Below are 23,923 nucleotides of genomic sequence, written 5' to 3'. Positions count from 1 at the left end.
CAATAAAATTTTCCCGGTGCGCAAGCCTGGTAGTAGTGTTTTTCATTTAGTGTCCGTTAAAAATGAGGTATAAAACAATCATTACTATGGTGAGCAATGCCCAGGCTAATTTTACCCGTTTGGTTGGTTTGGCTATCCGGCCGATTTCCGAAGCATCCGGTTTATAAATTTCGGGCGAGGTATCCAGTAAGGAAATGGCAACAGCCAGTGCAGCAAGAAAAACAAAAATGTAAAAAGACAGCAGCAGGTAATGCGGCCAGAAATGGTACTTAGCCGATGGCAGCACCCACAGGTAAACCACTCCCGTACCCAAACTAAAAGCCGAACCTACGGAAAGGACAGTATTGACGGCTTTACGTGTAGTGCGTTTCCAATAAACTGTAAGCAGGAACACAACTGCCAGCGGCGGGGCTATAAAGCCCAGCACCGACTGAAATACATCGAAAAGGTTAAGCCCTTTAATGCTATCAATAGCCAGTGCCATACCTATTGCAAACAGGCAGCCTGCAACAACTACCCACCGGCCAATCCTGATTAAGTCCTGGTTGCTGGCATCGCGGTTAATTTTTTCGGCATAAATATCCATGGTAAAAACTGTGCTTAACGAGTTTAATGACGAGCCGATAGTACCTACCAAAACGGCTATCAGCACTACTATCACCAACCCGTTCATACCGGGAGGAAACAGGTTGGTTACCATGGTCATGTAGGCCAATGCGGGATCATCCAGGTGCGGGTAAAGGATAAAGCACAAAATGCCGGTGAGGATAAACAGGGGCAGCGACAGGATTTTGAGCCAGCCTATAAAGTTAACACCAAGCTGGCCCTGCTCCAGGTTTTTAGCGCCCAGCACAGATTGTACCATAGCCTGATCGGTACAAAAAAACGCGATGGCCGATACCGGGTAACCCAGCAATATAGCATACCAGGGGTATTTAATGTCGCTGGCCGGATGTATAAGGTTCCAGTAATTGCCGGGCACTTTATGAAATACTGCCGAAAGACCGCCCGCTTTGTTTATACCTAAAACCGTTAAGGTTAATGATACACCGATGAGCAACAACATCTGGAATACATTCACTTTGGCAATGGCTTTTAAGCCCCCCGCAAATGCAAACAGCCCCGCAAATGAAACCAACACAATAACCGATTGCCACATGGGGATCCCCAATATCTGCCTCACCAAAAAACCACCGGCAAACAAACCTAATGACAACCAGGAAATGAGCATTTTAATGAGTGCATACCAGGCCAGGATGTTCCGGGTTGAGTCGCCGTAACGGTTGCCCATAAACTCGGGCATGGTTGATACTTTAGCAGCAATATATTTGGGCGCGAAAACCAGGGCCAGCAGCATCAGGAATACAAAGGCATACCAATCAAAATTTACGGCTACTATGCCTGTGCTATAACCAATACTGGCAAAAGCCAGCAGCATGGATGGCCCCACGTTGGTACCCCACATATTGAAACCTATACTTGGCCACCCCAATGATTTATTGGCAAGGAAAAGTGTTTCGTCTGTTTTGTTTTTATTGCTAAAACTGGCACGGTAGCCAATCACCAATAAGACCACCAGGTAAACAGCCACCACCCCGTAATCCAGAGCTGTTAAGCGCGATACAATATTGCTCATTGCGATGATCATGCACCGGGTTGATTAACGGTTAAATGATACTCGGCCAAAATCTCGTCGACTTTAACCGGCCTGCCTGTTTGCAGGGAACGATCCATAGCCTGCAGCAGCGCAATGGTGCCTACACCTTCTTTAATGTCGGGATAAGCCGTAAAGCCTTCGGTAATGCTGTCGGCAAAATATTCAAGATAATTCTGGTATTCGCCGGCGTGATGGCTTTTGCCTTCAAAGCGGAAATAATGTTTCAGCTTATGTTCCCAGGTAATAATCCTTTCTTCGCCGGTTTTATCGGTTATGGCATAGCGCAGGTCCATATAATCGCCCTGGCTACAGCCTTCGGTACCTCTTAAAATGCAGCTCATCTCGCTGTCACGGGTGGCGGGTTGTACCGGGCCGGTGTAGCAGCCACTTACCCTGGCAATGCGCCCATCGGTTGCTTTGAATATAAAATGCATGGTATCTGGGTTTTTCAATCCGCCCTTTGCCCCGTTTGAGCTTAACATGCCGTATCCCATTACTTCCTCAATATTGGGCAGGTACCAGCGAATAAAATCTGTGGGGTGGCTTAAACCCCCATAAAGCCATTTAAAAGCATTTTGTAATGACCATGGCTTATCTAAAAACCAGCGATGATCTGCATGATAATAAGCCTCAATGGTGATCAGGTCGCCAATCAGGCCTGCTTCATAATCCTGGCGCTGCTTTTTCATCGGCTCAAAAAAACGGGAACTTTGGCCAACAAACACCCTTCTGCCGCTTTTTTCAACCAGGTCCAGTAATTCGGCGGCTTTGCTAAGGTCATCAATAAAGGGTTTGGTACATACTACATGCTTGCCATAATGCAGGGCTTGTTTCACATGTTCGGCATGCAGGTGGTCGGGTGTATAAATGGCAATAATATCAATGTCTGCATCATCCAGCATGTGCTGGTAATTGGTTGTGTAGTTATGAAAGTTAAACTCCGCTGCACGGCGCTTGCACATTTCAATACTCATATCGCATACCATTTTCAATTCCAGTTTATTGCTCTGTAATACTGCCGACATGGTACTGCGGCCTTCGCCTAATCCTAATATTCCTACCTTCATTTTTAATTATTGAGTTATTGAATTTTTAATGGCTTAAAAAACACCCAAACCTCACCGGGCTTTGTACCGGGAATGCCTTCCTGGTATTTTTTCATCAGCTTATTCCATTCGTTTACCCTTGGGTTGTTTTCTGTTGTTTTGGGATTCAGCTTATCCAGGCTTTCGCCTCTGGGAATACTGATGACTAACATCAGCTGCCGCCCATTTTTAAAAACCAGCAGTTGCTGAAAATTGGCGTTGCAAAAGCCCCGTGAAACTTCGGGCCATTTCTGGAACTGGGTTGCATGATAGTTTAAATATTCCTGCTGCAGTTTGGGATCTTTCACCAAATTGGCCGTTAGAATAATGTTGTCCCATTCGGGCGTTACGACCGAGTTAACGCAACATTGTTGCTTATTGAAACTATAAAAGGGATGGCTATATGTCCTAATCGTCAATCCGGAGTACAATCCTTTAGCTAAATTATATAATTTATTTATATTCAGATTTTTACCGTAAACAACTAAATGGTTACTCCACTCATAAATTGACAATAATGGCAAGTTTTGCTTTTTAATCAGACTCAATAAGGGCCGGTGATCTATAGTTTTCCCAACCGGTGCGGTAATTTCAACAGCAGCATAAGGGTTGCCAATTACCCTTGCATCAGCTGCATTAAGCAGCAATACCAAGACCATCATTAATCCTAAACTTTTGCGGGTGATGTGTATAATTAAGACTCTCATTCCGACTTATAATTAATGGGCTGGCCCTCCCGGTTAACGGTTTTGTATTTAAGGAGGTATTGATAAGCCGGCTCCACCCCTGCCGCTTTTTTAATTTCGTTTGCCACCTGTGGGCCATTATTTTCCCATACATTACCAGGGCCGTTTGCATTTTTCAGAAATTTTTCTGCACGGCACCAATTGTTTTTAATTGTGATGTATGATGAACCTTCGTCGGTATATAAGTAAAACCAGTGCTGCGGATCATGTGCGTAGGGCGCTTTATAAATACTATCCACGTAGTTATTACTGATCACTGAACCTGGTTGTGCCGATAAGGTATAAATACCTGCCACATCGTACATATTACGCGCATAGTGGTGAATCTTATTGGCTGTAATATGGTTGTCACTCATGGCGTTGATACTTTTTGTCCAGCCCCAGCCCATACTGATGCCGGTATAGTTTACATCGCAAACCTCGTTATGGGCTATGGTAATGCCTTTTACATATCCTGCGCCTATGCCCACGCATCCCCAGTCTTCATTGGTGGCATCTGTTATTAAGTTGTTTTCGATACGTTCATTGGTGCATATTTCGTGTTTATCGGTTGGGTTATAAGGTAAATGAACTTCCTGTGCCTCATCCGAATAAACCCCGGCAAGGATGGCTGTTCCGCCGATGTCTTTAAACAGGTTACCTTTTATTTCATCATCATGCGTTCCGCGCTGGTAATCTAAGCCTGTTGAGGCAAGGTGCTCAAAACGGCAGCCTTCAAAAGTGGTATGGGAGGCGTAAGCTACCTCAACAGCAGCGGCAGGACGGCCAACCCATGCCTGGTTTTCCAGCCCTTTTTTATCCGGCGTACCGGGTATTTTTAGCTTGTAGGCATCCAGCATATACATACCATCCTGGTGCGGAACCAAACCAGCTTTTGAAGGCCGGAGCCAGCTGCTATGCTGAAAACCAATATTTTTAAAACTGAAATAACTCACGGGGTGATCTATCGTCCCCTCAATTTTTACAATATTCTCAAGGACAGGAACAGTTGCAGTGGCTGTGGACAGATCCTCACCAGGGCGGGGTATGTAGTATATTTTACGATGCTCCATATCCAGGTACCACTCACCGGGCTGGTTTAAAAACTGCACCGATCTGCTGAGATAAAAGGCCGAGTTACCCGTTTTTTTGGAGATCCAGGGCGCTGGCCAGGGATGTTCCGATTGGATGCGGCTTTCGGGCTGGTAAAAGGATAACCTTACGCTATCACCCGCCACTTTTGCCGATTTAACCCTTAGTATAGCGATAGCCCACCACTGGTGTATAAACATTTCCATACCCTTAATGTGCAGGGTATCAAAGGCCGCGGGTTTAGGAATCCAACAGGATTGGGTTTGATGATCCCATGATAAAATACGACTCATTAATGGTGCATCTGCTTCCCTTGCCGGGGTGGCTTTAGTGTTACCAACCCATAATTGCCTGAAATTCACTACTTCATCACCAATTAAGGGTGCGTTGGCAACCCATACTTTCCCGGCAACATTCAAGGGTAAACCAGGGATATTTCCTTCCAGCTTTTTCCAGCCGTTTATATGGATGCCGCCACTAAAAATAGTCTCGCCTTTGTCAGCACCTTCAATAATGGTGGGGCTATCGGCCGCACCCGAATCTTCGGGGCGGATAAACAAAGGTTCGGATAATTGATAAAGTCCCTTCTCCACCACAATACGGATCCCTCCTTTTATGGATCCATCGTTCAGACGGCGCAGTTCACGCGCCTTTCTCAGCGCCATGGCTACCGTAGCCAATGGCTGCTGTTGCGTACCCGTATTTTTATCTGATCCTTTTGGCGATACCCATATTTCTGCCGCGAAAACGCTGCCCGTTATAGCAACAATTAACAGCAAAGCGACAATAAATATGCGGCAGATGTTCATTAACAATTATTGGTTTGATGTTTGAAAAATTGATTTTATGTAAGTGGCATTGGCGCTAAAGTTCCATTTAACATTATGCACATCTTTAGTATCTCTCGACCGCTCAATCACCAGCCAGCCGCTCCAGCCCATTTTATCTAAAGTTGCCTTTACCCGTTCCATGTTTATTTCAGGGTCGTTCTGCAGCCATTGGCCATCAGTATTGGTACAGTGTATCATTACAATATTCATCTTGCCCAGTATCTGCAATTCCTTTTCCAGGTCGCGGCCATTATCAAGTGCGTTTTGAAAGTTGAAATAGCTTTTTATAGCTGGCGAGCCTATATCTTTTAATAACTGCAACTCATTCCTGGCGTCCAGTGAAGTTTCAATACCAATTACCACACCCGTTTTTTCGGCTATTTTACCCACTTCTTTTAAGCGGGCAACTATTGCGGGGCGCAGGTTTGGGTATTTAACCAGGTCGCCTTTAATGCCCAATGGCAAAAAGCCAACTTTTACATTCATTTGCTTCATTGTATTGATGCAATCTTCAACAGCCTTAACAGCGGTGGGCCGTTCGGCAAATGATTGTGCAAAAAAACCGGTCATTCCCAATGAGGGTATTTCAAGGCCCAGCTCTTTAGCTTTATTTAAAAACAGTTCCCGTACCGAATCTTTTGCCAGTTGATTATCAAATGTTTCGCGATCGCCAAGGCCGCCCATGTCTACTTCAACCCCATCTGCGCTTATGTCTTTGGCAAGCTGGAAAGCACCAATTTTTTGCCTTTTGATTATCATGAGGTCAACTACCGCTACCTTGTACCGCTGCTTCGCCGATGGCGTTTGCGCTATAACCTGTTGTGCCACCCCTATTGTAAATAGCACAACACCCAAAACCAATATTAACCTGCTTTTCATATCCTCTATTTGTTTATAGCTGCCGCGAAAACTTTTTGCAGTTGGTTAAACCCTTTTATGGCGCCGGCAGGCAGTTTTTCGCCTTTATCGCCAAACACATACATAGCCGGTTCTTTTTCAATAGTTACTTTTGATTCATCGATATTGCCGCTCTTATCTTGAATAGCGTTGATATTGAGGTGGAAGTTTTTGGCAATGAACCTGTACAACGGAAACCTTTTGGATGGCCCAAAATCGTGACCTTCATTGGGGAGATGTACATTCTCCACCATATTTTCGGCACCATAATAACCATACATTTTTTTGAGATAAGGAAAATCATGTTCGGGCATATTGGCTGTCCAGTCCTGCCCGTCAGATACCAGCAATTGCGGTTTTGGGGCGGCCATAGCGGCAAGCTCTACATTATCGGTTCCGCCTCCGCACTGGTGTACGGGCATCCCGCTTTCGCAGGGGCAGCCCCCGTAAAAATAGGATGATACGGAAACTACCGGTGCGCTTAACTTAATCCTGTCGTCCAGCGCAGTCATTAATACGGTATGGCTGCCGCCGCCAGATCCACCGCTGATTCCTATTCTCGCAGTGTCCGTTTCTTTTAATGATGACACATAATCCAATATCCTGATAGCTCCTAAAATTTGAATGCTTTGCGCAAGGCTGCGGCGATGATCTTCCTCTTTAAACTGCAACAGCGATTCGCCCCAGGCAAAAAGATCGTAGCTATAGGCCATAACACCCATGCGGGCCAGTGTGGCACAACGCAACTGGCAATCGGCACGGTAGCGCTGGTGTTCCCAATGCCCGTCTGGGCTTAATATTACCGGGATCTTACCTTTTATTTTTGATGGTTTATATAACGATCCATTGATGTATAAACCCGGTAAAATTTCAATAGCTATGTTCTCTACCGTATAACCATCAAATATTCTTTTTGGGGTGATAATAGGTTTTGAGGCAGGTTTTGCAGGTAAAGGCCATAACTCCAAAGCTTTATATAGTTGTGGCTTAAGCAAAGCTTTGCGTTGCTCCCAGCTTGCTTTATCATGATACTGCGATGCAATACGGTCCAACTCTTTCCAGCCGTCGGTAACCGCCCAGCGGAAATATTCGTACTCTTTTAACTTATACCTGCCGGGCCCTTCTTTATTTACTTTCAGATCGAGTGGGGTAAGCACATTAACCAGCGTGGTATCCACATCTGGCCGGAATCGCCACTCCGCATAGTTTACCCATTTATCCAGAACCTGGGCATCGGTGTATTTAATCTTTACATGATACCTGTCCTGGATCTCATCAAGTACTTGCTTTAATGATTTTTTGTACAGACCATCCGTAGTTTGCTGGGCGCCGGCTGTATAAAACAGCAGTGTAAAGCAGGCTATAAGTATACCGGTTAATTTTTTCATCACGTTTCTCCTTTAAAGATCTTTAGTCTCTCCTGTTGTTGCCACAGGCGCTGTGTACCCATCAACCTTGGGCCACACACCGTCTTTTATTTCTTTCAGATCCAGTTTTTGGGGATCGATCACCACATGCTTTATTTTTTGCCTGCGCCACGTATAAACCACATGCACCAGTCCATCTGCCGACTGAATCACCGACGGATAAGAATACTGACTGATTGGCGAATCTTCCAGTATCGCGGCAGCATACCAGTTAACCCCATCTTTCGATACAGCCACATTTAAAGGCGTACGGGCGCCTTTTGCCAGTGTTCCCGGCGGTAATACATGGTTATAAACCAAAAGCTGCCTGCCGTCCTCTAACGTCACTGCATCGGTACCCGAGTTGTTGTTTGGCAAGTTTGTTTTTTCGAGCGGTGACCAGGTTTGCCCCTTATCTTTTGACCAGGCCGTTAGTATCGCCCTGTTCTGGCTGCGGCAAAGTACCTGTAGGCTGCCATCTTTATGGATCAGGATACTGGGCTGGATAGCTTTCAGCTCTTTACCATCACTGATAGGGCCTATCATTGTCCAGGTTTTACCAAAATCATGGCTGGCTTCAAAATGCACCTGCCAGGCTTTACCCTCGGTACTTACAGGGCTTAGTAATGTGCCATCCTTCAGCAAAACCGGTTTGTTTTTAATCGGGCCTAAAAAGCCATCCGGCAAAGCAGTTTGAGCCGACCAACTGATTCCACCGTCGTCCGAGGTTTTCATATACCCTTTCCACTTTGCAGGGCTTGGGCCTATTTTATAAAATAAAAGCAGCTTACTACCCGGCACCTGGTAAAGCACGGGGTTCCAGCAGGCGTAGCGTAAAGTATCGTTCTGTATGCCGTTGGCTACATTAATGCCTTCAGTCCATTTGCCATTAACAAACCGGCTCACCCAGATGCATACATCGGGGTTACGCTCTTTTGTTCCGCCAAACCATGATGCTACCAAACCTTTTGGGGTTTCGGCAATGGTAGCTGCATGGCATTCGGGATAAGGCGCTTTATCGTAAATAAATTCATCTTTTACAATGCCTTTGCGCCAGGGGTTAGTTTGGGCAAATGTTTCGCCGGCTATTGCGCAGGCGCTTAATATGATCAGCAAGATTTTCTTATACATGGCTATTATATTTATTGAGCTGTTTTCTTTGCCGCATCAGCAGTTTTTTTAGCTTTAACAGCATCTACATAAGCTTTAAATAACTGGTGCCAGTTACGGCCATTATTGTTGAGATATTGCTCGTTTTTGGTTTTGTAGATCTCAAAAATGGCCGAGATCTGTTTAATATTTTTAAAATCAACGGCCTGCTCGCGGGCCTGCTTTAAATTGGCAAGTATGGTTGCTTCCTCAACCGGTGTCAAATCGGTAACGATGGCTTTGTAACCTGCCAGCGTAAAAGCCACCTTGCCGATGGTATATTTATCCAATATCGCTTCAACCTGTTCTTCATTAAGATCTTTGCGCAGGCCGGTCATCAGGTTTTCGTGAACCGATTTTGGCAGGGATGAATTGATGATGATCTGCCTGTCCATAGTGCTCAATGGTTTGCCGGTAGCCGGATCGATCCCGACAGGTACAGATTCATACGAGTGGCTATTGTTCCAATCGCGGATAGCTTTCAGGTGCGTAGCCACAACGGTTTTTACCCGTGAAGCTTTCGCGGTATCATTCAAGGTAAGGGAGCTTACCCATTCATTTGCTTTTTTATCAATCTCTGCATCAGCTTTAGCCTGTGCTTCCGGCGATGGGACTTGCTTTACCGCTGTTTGATCCTGCGCCTTACTTAGGGTTGATGTGATGAACAATACGACGAATGCCATACCAGCAATGTTTAATATTTTCATGTTTATACTCATTAGATAGGTAGATTTAACTTTTAACTTCAAAAATGTAACTGCCGGATCCTATCCGGAAAATAGCCCGGCCGCCTTCTATTTTTAGCAGTTTAATATCTTTTATGGTATCGATTGCATGCCCCGATTCGGTTACAGCCTTGCCGGTGCCTGCCGGTATGTATACTAAAGCTTTACTGTTTGGCGGTACGGTTATATGCCAGGTGAAATGACCATTATTGTTTGTCCAGCTACTTTTAACTACACCATACGGCGTTTCATATGAAGCATTTACAGTATTCAACTGACTTATTACCGGAGGTATCATCACCATTTCTTTAAAGCCCTCGTTAACAGTTTTAATACCGGCCAGGTCCTGGTAAAACCATGCCACCAGGTCGCCAAGCAGCATAATGTGGTTATGCGAATTCATGGCAGGGTTGGCGGTATCGCCGTTCCATAGCTCCCACATGGTGGTGGCGCCATGTTTTACCATGTAGCCCCAGCTCGGGTAATCATCGTTAGACGCGATACGATAAGCAAGATCGGGCCGTCCGTATTCGGTAAGACCACGCATAAGCCATTGTGTACCAATAACCCCGGTGCTGATGTGGCCGTTTGCATCATTCGCAATCTTATCAACTATGTTTTTAAAAACCGTTTTGCTGCTTGCCACAGGGGTAATGCCAAAATATAATGGCAGCAAATTGGCGGTGACGGTATTGTTAGCATATCGAAAGCTTTTTTTATCAAGATATTTTTGGTTGAAAGCATTGCCTACCCTCAGTTTCAAGACAGCAAAGGCCTGTGCATCGGCGGGTTTATTGAGCAGTTTGGCAAACTTTTGCATCAATCCCGACAGGTGATAATAATATGCTGTCGCGATGAGCTGCCCGTTGGTATTGCGGGAAGAATCTTTGGAGTGAATCAATTCCGGCGATTCGGGTGGCACGCACCAGTCGCCATATTTATCTTTGGTCACTATGTAATCCTTCATGTACTTTATGCGCATATAATCCATCCATTTTTTCATGGAGGCATAATGCTTTTCAACAGGCGCCTTATCGGCAAACTGGCGGTAAAGCATATCGGCCACCAGGATGTATGTACCGGGCCAGGTCATGTTATCGCTGTAATAATTCCAATAGGCCGGGGCAACATCGGGTATAGCGCCATCCGGCTTTTGCGATTGGGCAATATCATCCAGCCATTTGGCATACAGGTTGCCATTGGCAAATACAAAACTTTCGCCAAGGGAGCCAACTGCGCGGTCGCCAAGCCAGGGCATCCGTTCGTTACGCTGCGGGCAATCAACCGGCATACCTTTGTAATTGCTTAATATACCCCAGTAAGCGTTATGATAAACCTGGTTAATGAGCGGATTGGATGTTTCAAAATGCCCGGTTGTAGCCATGGCATCATAAACTACCTCCCCTTCAAAATCGGCCAATTCGGGCCTGCCGGGGTAACCGCTGATCTCTACATACCTGAAGCCATGGTATACAAATGCCGGGCGCCAGCTTTCATCTTCGCCGCCTTTCAGGGTATAAACATCCGTTACTTTGGCATCGCGCAGATTGGCTACGTACAGTTCACCATTGGGCTGCAGGGTTTCGGCATAGCGCAGGGTTATTTTATCGCCGCGTTTGCCTTTTACATGCATTTTTACCCAGCCGGCAAAATTCTGCCCCATCTCCATAATCCAGGTGCCGGATTTGAGTTGGTTTATGCTGATTGGCTTCACCCTATCCATAACCTTAATGAGTTCATTCACCTGGGCCTCTACCCTGCCTCCGGGCGCTTCCACCAGCTCGGCCTTTAGCCATTTGCTGTCGTCAAAGCCGGTGTTGTTCCATCCGGACATCTCTTTAGTGGCATCGTATTCTTCGCCATCATACTCATTATTGGTGCGGATGGGGCCATCAGCAGTAAACTTCCAGCTGCTATCACTCACAATCAATTGCCGGGTACCATCGGTATACTCCACCTCCAACTGCAGCAGCATTTTGGGGAAACCAAATTCCTTAATTTTTTTGGGTTTGTATTTGGGGCGCATGGTAAAAAACCTGCCGTTACCCAATACCGTTGCAACAGCGTTTGCTCCTTGCTTTATTGCATTGGTAACATCAAAAGTGTTGTACTTAACAGATTGGGTATAATCCGTAGGCGGCCCGGCAAGCACCTGGTCGTCTATGATGTTACCATTTATATAAAGTTCATAATGACCTAAACCAATGATATATACGGTTGCTTTCTTTACCTCTTGCTTTACATCAAACTGTTTATGGTAGTAACGTGCCGACAGGCGGGAGAATTTAGAAACACTATCCCAGGGGAAGCCGCCATCATGGCCTATCCAGCGGGCTTTCCAGTCGGTAGTATTTAGCAAACCTTCGCTCCACATGGCGGGTTGGCTCCACTGGCTTTCGCCCTTATTGGTCCATACTTTAACTTTCCAATAACAGGCTGTACGACTAATTAATGCCTTACCAGCATAATTAATCATGATAGATTCGCCCGAATTCACACGATGCGAATCCCAAAGATCACCCTCATTGGCGGCCAGTTTTGTCGGGGTTGATGCAACCAGTACCCGGTAAGCTGTTTGATTAATATTACGCCCCTCTCCTGTTATCTGCCAGCTTAACCTTGGATGAATAGTTTCAATACCCAGCGGATTGTGCAGCATTTCGCAGCGCAGGTTTTGCGTGGCAATACCGGCCAGGCACTTATACGATGAGAGTATAAATATCAGCAGGGCGATATGTGTGCGTTTACTCATTTGCCCGAAAAATCAAAGTATAACGTTAACGGCAAAGCCATATCTATATCCTTGTAATAGTCAAAGTATTTGTTGGGGAAGCCCTGTGCACCCAATTTATCGGGCTTTTGAGATTTAGTGCCAATCGGACTGATGCCATGCATAAAGGATATATCCCCCGATGGGAACGCAGGCGCCGTGTTGTACACTTTTTTAGGGTTACCCGGCGTAAACAGGCGCATAAATACATCGCGGTTATCACAAACAATAGTAATTGGGCCGGTATTGGCGTTTAGCCTCATCCAATACAGGTTGGCATAATATCCCTTAAATTCGGGGTACTCAATTTTTGGCTCACCGGTTATGGTATTGTTATAATGTTTATCCCAAACACCCAATGAAGTACCCTTTATCCGGTTCTTCCAAACACGGTAAGGGCCGCTGCCCATGTATTGTACACCTTTAACATCCTTTTCGGGATAGGAAAAGCTTACACCCAACAGGTTACCTTCTTCGCCAATGGGCCAGTATTTTACATCCAGCTTTACCCAACCGGATGGGTACATGGTCCACTTTAGTTTTGCCATATTGGCTTTGGGCTCAAAGGTTGCTTCAATTACTACGGTATCGCCATCGTAATGGTAGCTTAGCTTTTTAAAGCCTGTTTTTTCACCGCCCTCGGCCAATACGGGTCCATTGTTAAATGGAATTTCGCCCCGGCTGTTACTTACTTTTTTCAACACACCCGAGTTACGGTTAAACTCCAGTTGGATGCCATCACCATTGGCCACTTTATAAACCGAATCGGTTTCGGTGACGGTTATTTTATGACGATCAGGTTTATATACAATACGCCCAACAAAATCATGGGGCATTTTTATGGGGAAACTCCAGGTAAACAATTCTTTTTTGTGCGGATCAATAGCAGTTATGTATAATACCTCGTAATCCTGCCAGTTTTTAGGCAAATCAAATTGTAAATTGCCGTATTGGCCGGGTGCTACATTGGGTGAAGTTATCGGTCCGGTTTGCGAGGTGGCCTGCGGCTGGGGGTGCCGCCATGGATCGTTAAACTTAACCAGCTTATAGCTAAAAGTGCACTGCTTTAAATTGGTATACAAATACCTGTTCTCCAGTCTCAGGTTACCGTTAAATGCAGGGGTAATCTCCCGTGGCTCCAGGCGCACAGGGCACCAGATCTCCTTGATGGTGTAATAGCTTCCCTCCTTTTCGTGGTACGGCCCCACAATGCCATCCGCAGCATGATCACCGTCCGAGTCAAGCTCATTATTTTTATCGGTGCGCACCACATCTTCATCTGCAAAATCCCAGATAAACCCACCGGCCGAGAGCGGCGTATGGTACATCAGTTCCCAAAAATCGTCCAGGCCCGCACCGGCGCCGCCATCGTAAAGACCATGCAAAAACTCGGAGGGGAAGGCCACATCGTGCCCGTGCAAATTGGTGCCGGTACCATAATCATAGTTGATATAATGCTGCGTATTTGTACCCCTGAACACAGCCCAGGGATGGATGAGCGGTCGCTTCTGGATATCCAGGTCATCAAAAAAATGATCGAGATCAAAATTAAAGCCACCTTCATTCCCATTATCCCAAATAACTATCGACGGATGGTTTACATCCTTCGCTATCATTTCCTTTGCCAGCTTAGAACCCACTTCCGTATCATAATGACCATGCCAGCCGGTAAGCTCATCCAAAACAAAAAGACCAAGCGAATCGCAGGCATCCAAAAAATGATCATCTGGCGGGTAATGCGACATGCGCACGGCATTCATGTTCATATCCTTCATGAGCATGATATCGTCAATACTTTGCTTCTTGTTCATGGCCCTGCCGGTTGTGGGCCAGAAAGAGTGGCGGTTAACGCCTTTAAACTTGATCTTTACGTTATTTACATACATACCGTCGTGCAGGCGCAACTCTACCGTTCTGAAGCCAAACCGCTGCTTTACTCTATGCACTGCCTTATCACCCTGGTTTAGCGTGAATACCACATTATACAGGTTTGGAAACTCCGGCGACCATAACAGCGGCGATGCGAGCCTGGTGGTGAGATTCACCAGGGTATCGCCGGTATTTACATTAGTTTTGAAAACGGCACCAACTTTTTGCCCCTTAAGGTTGTATACCTGCCCGGTTATTGTTCCTGCTTTAACTGATGATAACTTTATCGCCGCTGTTAGCTTGCCATCGGCTTTGGCGTCAATGGCATAATGTTCAATGTGAACTTTGGGGAAAGCTTCCAGGAAAACCGGCCTGAAAATCCCACCGAACACCCAAAAGTCGCCTTTTCTTTCGGCCGCATTTACGGATGCATTGGCCGATTGCTTGGAAACGGTTACCTCCAGCAGGTTGGGCTTGCCATAATTAAGTAGGCTGCTGATATCATATTTAAAACGGTAGAACGATCCCTGGTGAATTGCCCCTGCAGATCTGCCATTCAGTTTCACTTCAGTATCGGTCATGGAGCCATCAAAAACTATATTGATGCTTTTACCCTGCCAGGCAGCCGGAACGTTAAACTCGAATTTATATAAACCTTTTTCCTTCCCTTTCAGACTATCCTTTGCAAGCCCGTAATTATATTTTCCAAAGCCCTGTAATTCCCAGTTAGAGGGAACGGGAATGGTTGTCCATTTGCCCGAATTGCGGCCCTCGGTACAAAAAAACTGCCAGTTAACTGTGTGATCGCTGCCCGTGCCCGATAAATATACCTTGTGTGTTTCCTGCGCGCGCGCGATTATCCCGCTTAGCAGTAACAAGGTATAGGTACATATTTTAAAACAGGCAGATGTCATGGTAATCAGTTTGTAGTAGTTGTAAATTTTAAAGGATTATCCGTTCGGAATGGCGCGGCAGGTAATCCGTTCTTATTATAGAAATTGGGTTGGGCCGATTCCGACCAGGCGAAACGTGCGACTACAGGAGAAGCTACACCATCCGCAGAAACCTCAACCGTATTACCTTTGATGGCAGCAATGGCGGGTACAAATTTGCCATCCTTGCCGGCTACAGTGAAATCGGTAAGCGGTTTGCCATCAGAACTAACCAATCCATTACCTGCATAATTAAAACTCAAAATGATCTTATTACCGATGATTTTCATGCTTTTATACATCGGTCCGCAGAAAACAAGCTTTTTCTGTCCGTAAGTATTGGCTAATGCCTGTAATTCCAGCCGGCGGCCAACCTCCCACTTAAATGGCGGGTGAATATTTTTAAGATCGTCGTTCAAATCGGTGGTGATGACCATACCTGTATGCGGGATCTGTAGAGCCATGGTTTGGGCTTCTCTTAATTCAGGTTCGGTAAACTCAGTATAAGGTACCGCTCCTTTGCTTTGCGAATAATAAAAGGGGGCTATCTGTACATAGTAAAATGGCAGGCTTTTGTTGTTCCAGCTTTTACGCCAGTTATTGATGAGCGCTTCCATTTTATAGGTATAACTGATGGTTTCACCCAGGTAGCAGTTGCTTTCGCCCTGGTACCATAAAAAACCTTTAAGCGCAAACGGCGCCAGCGGCTGAATCATTTTGGCGTAGAATTTACCGGGATCACCCTCAATTTTAATATTGCTGGTTTTAAAATACGGAATAGCATCAAAAGCTTCCTGCGGTGCCCACGGCTCAATACGGCTGCCACTTACTGCCGCTGAGATGATGCCAACAGGTACTTTCAGATCGTGGTTCAGATTTTTGGCGAAGAAATACCCCACCGCCGAAAAAGCACGCAAAGCTGAATCCTCCGCGACGCTCCAGCTGGAATGCGTAGAATCGGGCTTTTGCAGGTTTTTTTGGGTGACCAAAAAGATCCTGATCTGTGGGTTATGTGCACGGTCAAGTTCATCAACAGGCGAATTTGCTATACTGGTATCGGGCTTTTTTACTTTGCTGTTCTTGCGCATTTCATACTGCATGTTCGACTGGCCCGAACACAGCCATACCTCACCTACCAGGATATCTGTAAGCTTTATGGTATTGGTACCAGCGATGATTAACGTAGACGGATTTACCGAAGCAGGCATCGGCTTAAGCGTTACTATCCATTTACCGGCATCATCAGCAATAGTTGTTTTGGTTTGGCCGTTAAACTTAACTGCTACCTTTTCGCCAGCTTTGGCGGTACCCCAAATTGGTACAGGCTGATTGCGCTGCAATACCATGCCGTTGCCTAATATTTTAGGCAAAACAACCTGGGCTATGCTGCCTGTAAAACAGAACAAGCTCATAATCAAACAGCAAAATATCGCTCTGCTACCCATTTTTAATAATTGCCTGTTTTAAATGATTTAATGTAATAAACCGCGGACCTGGCAGATTCTCCCGCTTTTGGCAGGTCGTAGTTTTGATCCGTTGGTGTGTCCGTGTCGGGAAAACGCCGTACCTCGCCTGTACGGAAAACAACACGGTTAACGCCTAATACCGGGGCAAAAAATAATGCCGTCAGTACATCTTTTCCGTTTACATTCATGGTATAAAAACGGGTATTGGTGTTTAGTTTCAGGATGATATGATAAGGCTTGCCTGCCTCATACTTCATAATGTTTTTATCACGGTATCCCGCCTTGGTCCTAAACTGCCCCGCCGAATCGAGCGTAAGTCTGATAGCAGCACTGCCCTTTTCATCCTGGAACTCTATATCCAACATTCCGGTATTATTTTGCCTGGGGATGATGGTAAAATCGGCCATTAACTTTTTAGATACAGGCACCACGCGTTCTGCTTTGGCATAATCAAAAGGGTCGCTATCCTTCAAGGTGAGGCTTTTTTCGCCGTCAGGGGCTTTTTCAATAGCCACAGGCGCCCATTGCGGGCTGTAGGTATTCCACAGCGCCAGCTCTTTACCCGCGGGCATCTCATTAAATACTTCATTGGCATGTGCACCGGCTATTTCGGTTAGGGGTACAGGTATTGATGATACCCAGATATCCTCCTTATTCATGCTGTAGGTTACCCACAGGTTACCATCGGGTGGTGTACCGTTGCCTTCTTCTATCCCGCGCACATATTGCGGCCCATATGATTTATAAGCGCCGCCATACCGCATGGCCGAAATTTCGCCGTTAACCAGTAACAGATTTTTATAATTGAGCCCATCATCACTAACGGAAACAGCTAAGGGCCACCTGAATTCGGAAGGGTTATAAACTGTTGCATATTTACCATCGGATGTGTGCTGCCCCCAAATTTTGGCATTGCTGTTTACAAAGCGTGGCGCACGTGCAGCATTTGCAGGCCAGGTTTTACCATTATCGGTGCTAATGGCTGTCAGCGCGTATTTCCATAAGCCTACTACCCGGCCATCGGGCAGGTGATAAAAATTGAAAGCCTTATAATCTTTATGCAATGGGATTAAAGGGTCTTTTTTATCGGTTTCTTCTACCCACTGCATCATCATTAATGGGTTAGCCATCAACTCGTCGCAGGTCTGCACAAACCCCTTGTCTTTACTGGTTTTATAAAAGGGGTAGCTTGTGTTTTTTTCGTTCCATTTAGGGTTGTAATGGATAAAGTAGATGGGGCCATATTTTCCGTTTGGTAAAACCTCGCGCACCACACGCCCTATGCCCTGCCCATCATTGGGATCATCGTGCCCATCCAAACAAATGCCATAAAAACCCAATACCAGCAAGCGTTTTGATTTGGCGGTATAAAAGCCCATGCGCTGGTGCATTACCGAATACAGGTTATTTGCCACGCCGGGATGCCCTTCTTTTGTAGTACCATCGGGTATTTTGTAAGGCGGAAAAACCAATTTTGGTTTCGACCAGTTTTGCCCGTCGGCAGATGTGACTACCAGTGTTTGACCGGGAGGCACGCTCTCGCCCACCTTATCGCTCAAATACTCAACATAAAAAGTATTGTTCCAATAGGCCAGCATGGGTGCATGGTTATAAGTGAAGCCAAAACCATCAGCCAGCTCAGGATGTTCCCGGTTGGCCCTCAATATCTGCATGCTATGAACACCTATAGCCGGGCTTAGCTGCCCGTGGTGATAATCAACATTTACTACCGTATTGCCGCTGTAGTGCACGGTATCCTGTGCCCTGGCGCAAAAAGCAATAATGGTAAAAAGTAATATATAGATAGTCCTGTTCATTGTTGATTAGTTTTAACAGCTACCGAATCTTTTAACAGTAAGTTCAGTTGCTTTTGGGTTACTTTAAATATAGTTCCGTGTTTATGCCCTGTAGGCACACTTATACTGTCGGCTATATCGGTAAAGGTTTTAAAATCGGTTGTGCGCATAGCGCCATATCTTTTTAACCGGTACGAATCGTAATAAATAAACCAGTTTTTACCGGTTTTGGTCATAGACGGACCTTCGCTGTACGTTTCGGTAAAGCGTTTGGTATAGTTGCTGTAAGGCCCCAGGGGATTATTACTAAAAGCTACCAGGATATTACGGTTAGGCCGGGTATTATCCTTCATTACCAGGATATAATCGTTTTTGCCCCGCTTTACAATTTCGGCGTCAATTACACTAAAGCCAGGATCCAGGAATAATTTGGTTGGTGCAAAAGTTTTAAAATCGGCAGTAGTGGTATAGTAAAGCCGGTGGTTATTGTTCTCGTCCTCCTGCCCTTTTGCAAAGCGATTTGGCACTGTTGATGCCCATACGATAATAAACCTGCCGGCCTCGTCGTCATAAAACAACTCCGGTGCCCAGGCATTTACTGCCGTCGGCTCGTACTCCATCACGTTAAGATGCTGCTGGGCTGACCAATGAATCAAATCTTTCGAACTGGCGTAGCCTATTCCCTTATCATCTTTCCACCCGGTTGTCCATACCAGGTGGTAAACACCATCGGGGCCCTGGGCGATGGATGGGTCGCGCATAATTTTTGCTTCACCGGCTTCGGGTTTTATAAATGTTCGGTTTAGGTCTGTCCAATGTATGGCATCATAACTGTACAACAAACGGAGCCCTTCATTTGCCGGTTCATGAAACGACGTAAACATATACACGCTTTTACTCGCCTTGCATGATATTATAGCAGAAGCAAACAATAGTAATATATATGTAAATAGCCGTTTCACGTGTGTTTTTAATAGGTTTTATATGGAGTCGAGAATGAGCACCCAATCGTTGCCGTTTGCCTTCCTGCCGGGAGGATTAAATTTAAGTGTTTTTGCTTTTGCCATGGTCCCAATAGCTGTAACTTGTCCGTTACGGGGATTAAACCACGAAGCTTTTATTTTTGATCCAGCTAATTTTTCGGGATTGATGCTCATCTCTCTGCCCGTATAAGTATAAACAAATGCATAGTTTTTGCCCCGGGTAGCTATCAGCCTATTATATTTTTCGCCTTGCAAGCCTGCAATCAAATGCTGATCTGGTATACGATCAAAGTAGGGCCGCGAAAGCATCAGCTTTTTCAGGTAGATCATTTGCCTGGCGCCGGGATCGTTAATGGAATTGTACCAATATCCTTTTGATCCGTAAGCGCTGCCTTTATCTGTGGGTTTATGCATCTGCATCACATCGTTATCGCCATAGGTGTACCCGCAACCACCCGCAAAAACTGACCAGTAGCCGTAGCGCCTTACATCGGCATCTGTCCACACAGGAAGCTTGATATCATGCAGGCCATAAGGGATTTTCTCGTAGGATGGTTCGGCATCCAGTGTGGGCTTTATGGGGGTTTTGGTATAATCTGCCTGCGCGTATTTCCAGTTGTCCTCGCCATATTTGAGGTCTTTTTTTGAGGTATCCTGTGCATAGGTACGATGGCCGGATTGAAAACAATTAAAACTTAACCAGCTCTTGTCATGAAACCAGGTAGATGATTGTGTACGGCCGCGCGGATGGTAGGTGATCAAATGCGTTGTATCGAGGCTGCGCAGCGTGTTGCCAATGGCGTTCCATGTTTTCATCGAATCGGTGCCGGCTATATCGCCTCCGTTCATCCATATTATATTGGAGTGGCCGCTATACCTTTTGGCTAAAAACTCCGCATATGCTCTGGCTGCGGCCGGACCTATATGGTTCTCTTTTACTACCGATCCCCAAACAGGTACCAATGCAATGTACAGCCCCTTTTCGGCGGCCTTGCCTATTACCCAGTCGATATGGTCCCAGTAATCGTATTCACGGCCGTTACCAAAAGTACTGCCCGCTGTAACTTTTGGCATGGCCAGGTCTTTATTAACCAAAGCCGAGTCGCCATAGGCGTTTGTTTCTTTAATGCTATGCACTACCATAACCTGTATCACGTTAAACCCCTGCTTGCTCCGGGTATCCAGGTATTGTTCAGTCTCCTCACGGTTCATTTTCGAGAAGAGCAGCCAGCCGGTATCGCCCAACCAGAAAAAAGGTTTGCCCGCTGCTGTAAAGCACCGTTGATTTGCCGCTATTTTTAAAACAGGCATAGCTGTTTCATTACTTTTGAACGAGAAAAGCAAACAAGAGATAACGCCAATTAAAACAGCCTTTTTTAACATAATTATTTAGTTACGTGTTAGCCATAAAATGGCTGCACCAACGTTAGGGTTTTTTATTTCGGTTCCGTTACCTCCGTTTACCTCCTGGTCGCCCGGCAAGACCTGGCCGGTTTGGGGATCTATCCATTGCGCTTTATAAATGGTATTGGCAGGCAGATCCAAACGAACGGCCTTATCAGCATTGGTGTAAACAATGTATCCTTTGGCCGAACTTAATGCCCATTGGTCTTTTGGCGCACCGGGCAGTTCAGCAGACTTCATGCCGCTTGCCGCATTTAAAAACTGTTTATCTGTACCGGCCGGTAATACAGGCAATGAGCCGCCGGCTATAAATACAGCCCAGCCAAAATGATCGTATCCATCGGCAGAAAACAGCACAGCTTTATCGGGATATTTAGTGCGGTACTCATGTACGGCACGATAAACCTGCTCAAAAGATGTTGCTTTGGGTTTTAAAATGCGGGCCTGCTGGCGCGGGGCAAGGCTTTGGCCGCCAATGGGTTCATATGCCGCGCCGTTGGCCTGGTAATACCAGTAACGAATGTCGATCACATTGATAACCGATGCTTTTGAAGGATCGGCAAGGATGGCATCCTGCACATCCTTGGTGGCGCTAAGGCCAATAATTTCTTTGTGTTTACGGGTAGTTTCCCATTGCTTAACGGTTTCTACCCAAAACTGCATAAAATGGAGCGGGCCGGTGAACTCAGCTCCAATCAACTGAATTACACCGTTATTGCCCGCAAAATTATCCATGCATTTGTTAATATAAGCCTGGTGAAACTTACGCCGCACTGGGTTAGTTTCATCATAAAACTGCTCGGCCATAAACTGGCGTTTATCACCCGCGTAAGGAACCGGTTCGGGGAAACCGCTACCGTTGATGTTGTTGGCAGTGCGCCATGGAAAATCGGTATAGTGTGCACCGGCTTCAATAATATTATGCTGAAAATAATTTTGATGTACCAGTACCAAACCTTTCAGATCGGCCAGGTCGGCAAATTGTTTTAAACGGCTCCAGTACCAGGTGTTGTATTTAGTGAGGTCGTATTTGCTTAAGCCATCGTAGGCTAACTCTTTACCGCTGCGGGCAAAAGGCAGTTCATAAAATGGCGCCCAAACGTCGCCGTCCATCCTGCGGATGCGTTCATGATCATCGCGGCGGCGATCATACCATAAGCCATAATTATGCTCAAATGTTATAATGTTGTCATGAAGCATCCAGCCAGCTACATCGTTTAAATCGTCGGTAAGTCCTGTCCCGGTCTGGCCGGGCACCCAACGGGCAATGGCCGGTTTGGCTTCCTTATCGGTATAATCGGGATGGACAGTGCCGTTCCACCAGGGTGTTTCAAAATGTTTACCTGCCAATACCGTGTTCCCACGTACCAGCCAGCCGTTAAGCACCGTCATTTTTGGGGCCGGCGTGGCGCCAACTGACGGCTTATACCCTACCTGATCAATGTTTTTTATTCCTGTTGATGAAATATTGATGGGATTTCTTTTAGGGGCCTCATCAATCCATTCGTTAATGGTAACAGCTGGTTTCCGGGCAGCGGCCATTAATTCGGCCGCCTGCTCAACAGTTGGGCTGCTTGATGGTTCTGTCGCCGGATATAAAATATTGGCCTGGTTGCTCACATCTTTATTTAGCCTGTTGGCCAATTGAGCATAATAAAAGCTGCGCGGGTTAATAGAACTGTTTGATTCTTCCCAATAGCCATCGCCGGCGAATTGCGCCCAGGTGCCAAAAGCCCAGTTTTGCGCTGTTGGCGGCTGATAGCAATCAACCCGGGCAGCAGTACAATTCCAAAACAGGCTGTTTGCCGCATTCCATCCTGCTCCCTGCCCATCCTGGCCGCGGTTAAGGTAGCTTAAAGGTTGCCCATCTATATTGGCAATATCAAATAAAACACCTGAAGCCCAGCTATCTATACTGCCGCTAAAACTATTTGATTGAACCGCCATACATTGCACAAATGCGTTAGGACCGGGCGCGCAATAACCTGTGGCAAAATCGTGAAAGCCATTTTCGGTATACAGGCGCTGAAACAGCGTTTGGCCACCCATGGTTAAAAATGTATTTCGTCGCTGCCCGCCAATTTCTGATACCGGCGCCAATGATTTACAATCCTCAACAGTAATACGGTTACCGGTAGGCAAAACAAATACTGCCGAACCGGCAAAATGCCTGAATGTAACCTGCCTTACCCAGGCATCAGTAACATTTTCCATAGTTACAGCCATCCAGCGGTGCGCTTCATCTTTAGGGTTTGAGGGATCATAGGCCGACTGCAGTTCGAGGTTTTCGATACCAACCTGTGCGATGCGGCCTGGCCATGTGTAAGCTGATATAAGGCCCCCGCCAAACGCGCTATCTAAGGCAGTAGTAAGCGGAGCATCGATGGTAATTGTATTACCATTAACTGCTGTTACCTTACGGTCCCAATAAATATCACGCTCGCCGGGTTTCCAGGCAAGCGTTGTTAAATCGCCACCAAAATGGTCGGTTTTTATGGTGTTTATCCAGGCTTGCGTGCTGGGGCGGTGTACCAGGATCATATCGCCCGCTTTAATTGCACCACCATCGGCAATATGGAAAACGGATGCATTTACAGGCACGTAAGCGTCTGTAATTTTAATTTCTTTTGATGTTTGCCTGTCCTTAGTGCCGGCAACCCGGATGAATGTTTCCCTATCCGTACCGGCGGCAAACAATGTGGTACCGTTTGCGCCCATGCCGCTTCCGCGTAAAACCACACCCGAAGCTTTGATATTTAAACTACCCTTAACCTGATATACACCTTTGTTTAGCAATACCGCGCCACGGATTCCCTGTTTATCAGGCTGTAAAGCAGCTACGTAATCAATTGCCGACTGAATTCTGAGCGTTGCATCGCCGGGCTTTAGTGGCACTACAATGCGTACAGGCACATTAGGTATGGCCTGTTCAGAAGCCATATAGCCGCAGTATGAATAATCTGGAATACGGTCGCCATTAGGGGTTACTGCATAAACAAGCTTGCCCTTTTTTTCGGCAACAACAGGTGACTGTGGTTTGCTTTGTTTCTTTTTTTGAGCAAATAAGGAGGCATGCAAAAGCATACCTCCAACCAACATAAATATAAACCTACTTACCCAAAATCTTAACATTACTA

General features: G+C 46.0%; 15 protein-coding genes. All 15 read right to left on the bottom strand.

Annotated features, from left to right (window positions below; all coding sequences use genetic code 11):
* Nucleotides 1–46 precede the first annotated feature (46 nt).
* Genes BMX56_RS13110 through BMX56_RS13040 form a run of 15 tightly spaced genes read right to left on the bottom strand, consistent with a single transcriptional unit; the run spans nucleotide 47 to nucleotide 23,918 of the window.
* A complete protein-coding gene (locus BMX56_RS13110; protein WP_255369837.1) occupies nucleotides 47–1,648 on the bottom strand; it encodes a sodium:solute symporter family transporter in 1,602 nt (533 codons plus the stop codon).
* A complete protein-coding gene (locus tag BMX56_RS13105) occupies nucleotides 1,645–2,724 on the bottom strand; it encodes a Gfo/Idh/MocA family protein (RefSeq protein WP_090647949.1) in 1,080 nt (359 codons plus the stop codon). The genes BMX56_RS13110 and BMX56_RS13105 overlap by 4 nt, the downstream gene beginning before the upstream one ends.
* Nucleotides 2,725–2,738: 14 nt before the next feature.
* Nucleotides 2,739–3,449: an L-rhamnose mutarotase gene (locus tag BMX56_RS13100; RefSeq protein ID WP_090647944.1), complete on the bottom strand. Its 711-nt coding sequence runs from the start codon at nucleotides 3,447–3,449 to the stop codon at nucleotides 2,739–2,741.
* Nucleotides 3,446–5,368 carry a right-handed parallel beta-helix repeat-containing protein gene (locus BMX56_RS13095; RefSeq protein WP_090647939.1) on the bottom strand — a complete coding sequence of 641 codons (1,923 nt, stop codon included), beginning with the start codon at nucleotides 5,366–5,368 and terminating at the stop codon, nucleotides 3,446–3,448. The genes BMX56_RS13100 and BMX56_RS13095 overlap by 4 nt, the downstream gene beginning before the upstream one ends.
* Before the next feature lie 6 nt (nucleotides 5,369–5,374).
* A complete protein-coding gene (locus BMX56_RS13090; protein WP_090647934.1) occupies nucleotides 5,375–6,268 on the bottom strand; it encodes a sugar phosphate isomerase/epimerase family protein in 894 nt (297 codons plus the stop codon).
* 5 nt (nucleotides 6,269–6,273) lie between these two features.
* On the bottom strand, nucleotides 6,274–7,674 hold the full coding sequence (locus BMX56_RS13085; protein WP_090647929.1) for an acetylxylan esterase: 1,401 nt from the start codon (nucleotides 7,672–7,674) through the stop codon (nucleotides 6,274–6,276).
* A gap of 12 nt (nucleotides 7,675–7,686) precedes the next feature.
* Nucleotides 7,687–8,823, bottom strand: a complete 1,137-nt coding sequence (locus BMX56_RS13080; RefSeq protein WP_090647925.1) for a sialidase family protein — start codon at nucleotides 8,821–8,823, stop codon at nucleotides 7,687–7,689.
* Nucleotides 8,824–8,834: 11 nt separating this feature from the next.
* Nucleotides 8,835–9,548, bottom strand: a complete 714-nt coding sequence (locus BMX56_RS13075) for a DUF3826 domain-containing protein (protein ID WP_255369836.1) — start codon at nucleotides 9,546–9,548, stop codon at nucleotides 8,835–8,837.
* A gap of 25 nt (nucleotides 9,549–9,573) precedes the next feature.
* Nucleotides 9,574–12,318 carry an alpha-L-rhamnosidase gene (locus tag BMX56_RS13070; RefSeq protein ID WP_090647921.1) on the bottom strand — a complete coding sequence of 915 codons (2,745 nt, stop codon included), beginning with the start codon at nucleotides 12,316–12,318 and terminating at the stop codon, nucleotides 9,574–9,576.
* Nucleotides 12,315–15,119: a glycoside hydrolase family 2 protein gene (locus BMX56_RS13065; protein ID WP_090647916.1), complete on the bottom strand. Its 2,805-nt coding sequence runs from the start codon at nucleotides 15,117–15,119 to the stop codon at nucleotides 12,315–12,317. Before BMX56_RS13065 ends, BMX56_RS13070 begins: the two co-directional genes overlap by 4 nt.
* 5 nt (nucleotides 15,120–15,124) lie before the next feature.
* On the bottom strand, nucleotides 15,125–16,549 hold the full coding sequence (locus BMX56_RS13060) for a sialate O-acetylesterase (RefSeq protein ID WP_255369835.1): 1,425 nt from the start codon (nucleotides 16,547–16,549) through the stop codon (nucleotides 15,125–15,127).
* A gap of 35 nt (nucleotides 16,550–16,584) precedes the next feature.
* Nucleotides 16,585–18,420, bottom strand: coding sequence for a sialidase family protein (locus BMX56_RS13055; RefSeq protein ID WP_090647912.1), 1,836 nt, complete (start codon nucleotides 18,418–18,420; stop codon nucleotides 16,585–16,587).
* Complete coding sequence (locus BMX56_RS13050) at nucleotides 18,417–19,361, bottom strand: glycoside hydrolase family 43 protein (protein WP_143065437.1); 945 nt, start codon at nucleotides 19,359–19,361, stop codon at nucleotides 18,417–18,419. Before BMX56_RS13050 ends, BMX56_RS13055 begins: the two co-directional genes overlap by 4 nt.
* Before the next feature lie 18 nt (nucleotides 19,362–19,379).
* Nucleotides 19,380–20,765 (bottom strand): glycoside hydrolase family 140 protein, encoded by a 1,386-nt coding sequence (locus tag BMX56_RS13045; protein WP_090647908.1) that lies wholly within the window; start codon nucleotides 20,763–20,765, stop codon nucleotides 19,380–19,382.
* Between the two features lie 6 nt (nucleotides 20,766–20,771).
* Nucleotides 20,772–23,918, bottom strand: coding sequence for a DUF6298 domain-containing protein (locus tag BMX56_RS13040; RefSeq protein WP_090647905.1), 3,147 nt, complete (start codon nucleotides 23,916–23,918; stop codon nucleotides 20,772–20,774).
* Between the last annotated feature and the right edge of the window lie 5 nt (nucleotides 23,919–23,923).

The organism is Mucilaginibacter sp. OK283, from assembly GCF_900110415.1.
Taxonomy (GTDB): Bacteria; Bacteroidota; Bacteroidia; order Sphingobacteriales; family Sphingobacteriaceae; genus Mucilaginibacter.
This window is presented reverse-complemented; position numbering and strand designations above follow the sequence as displayed.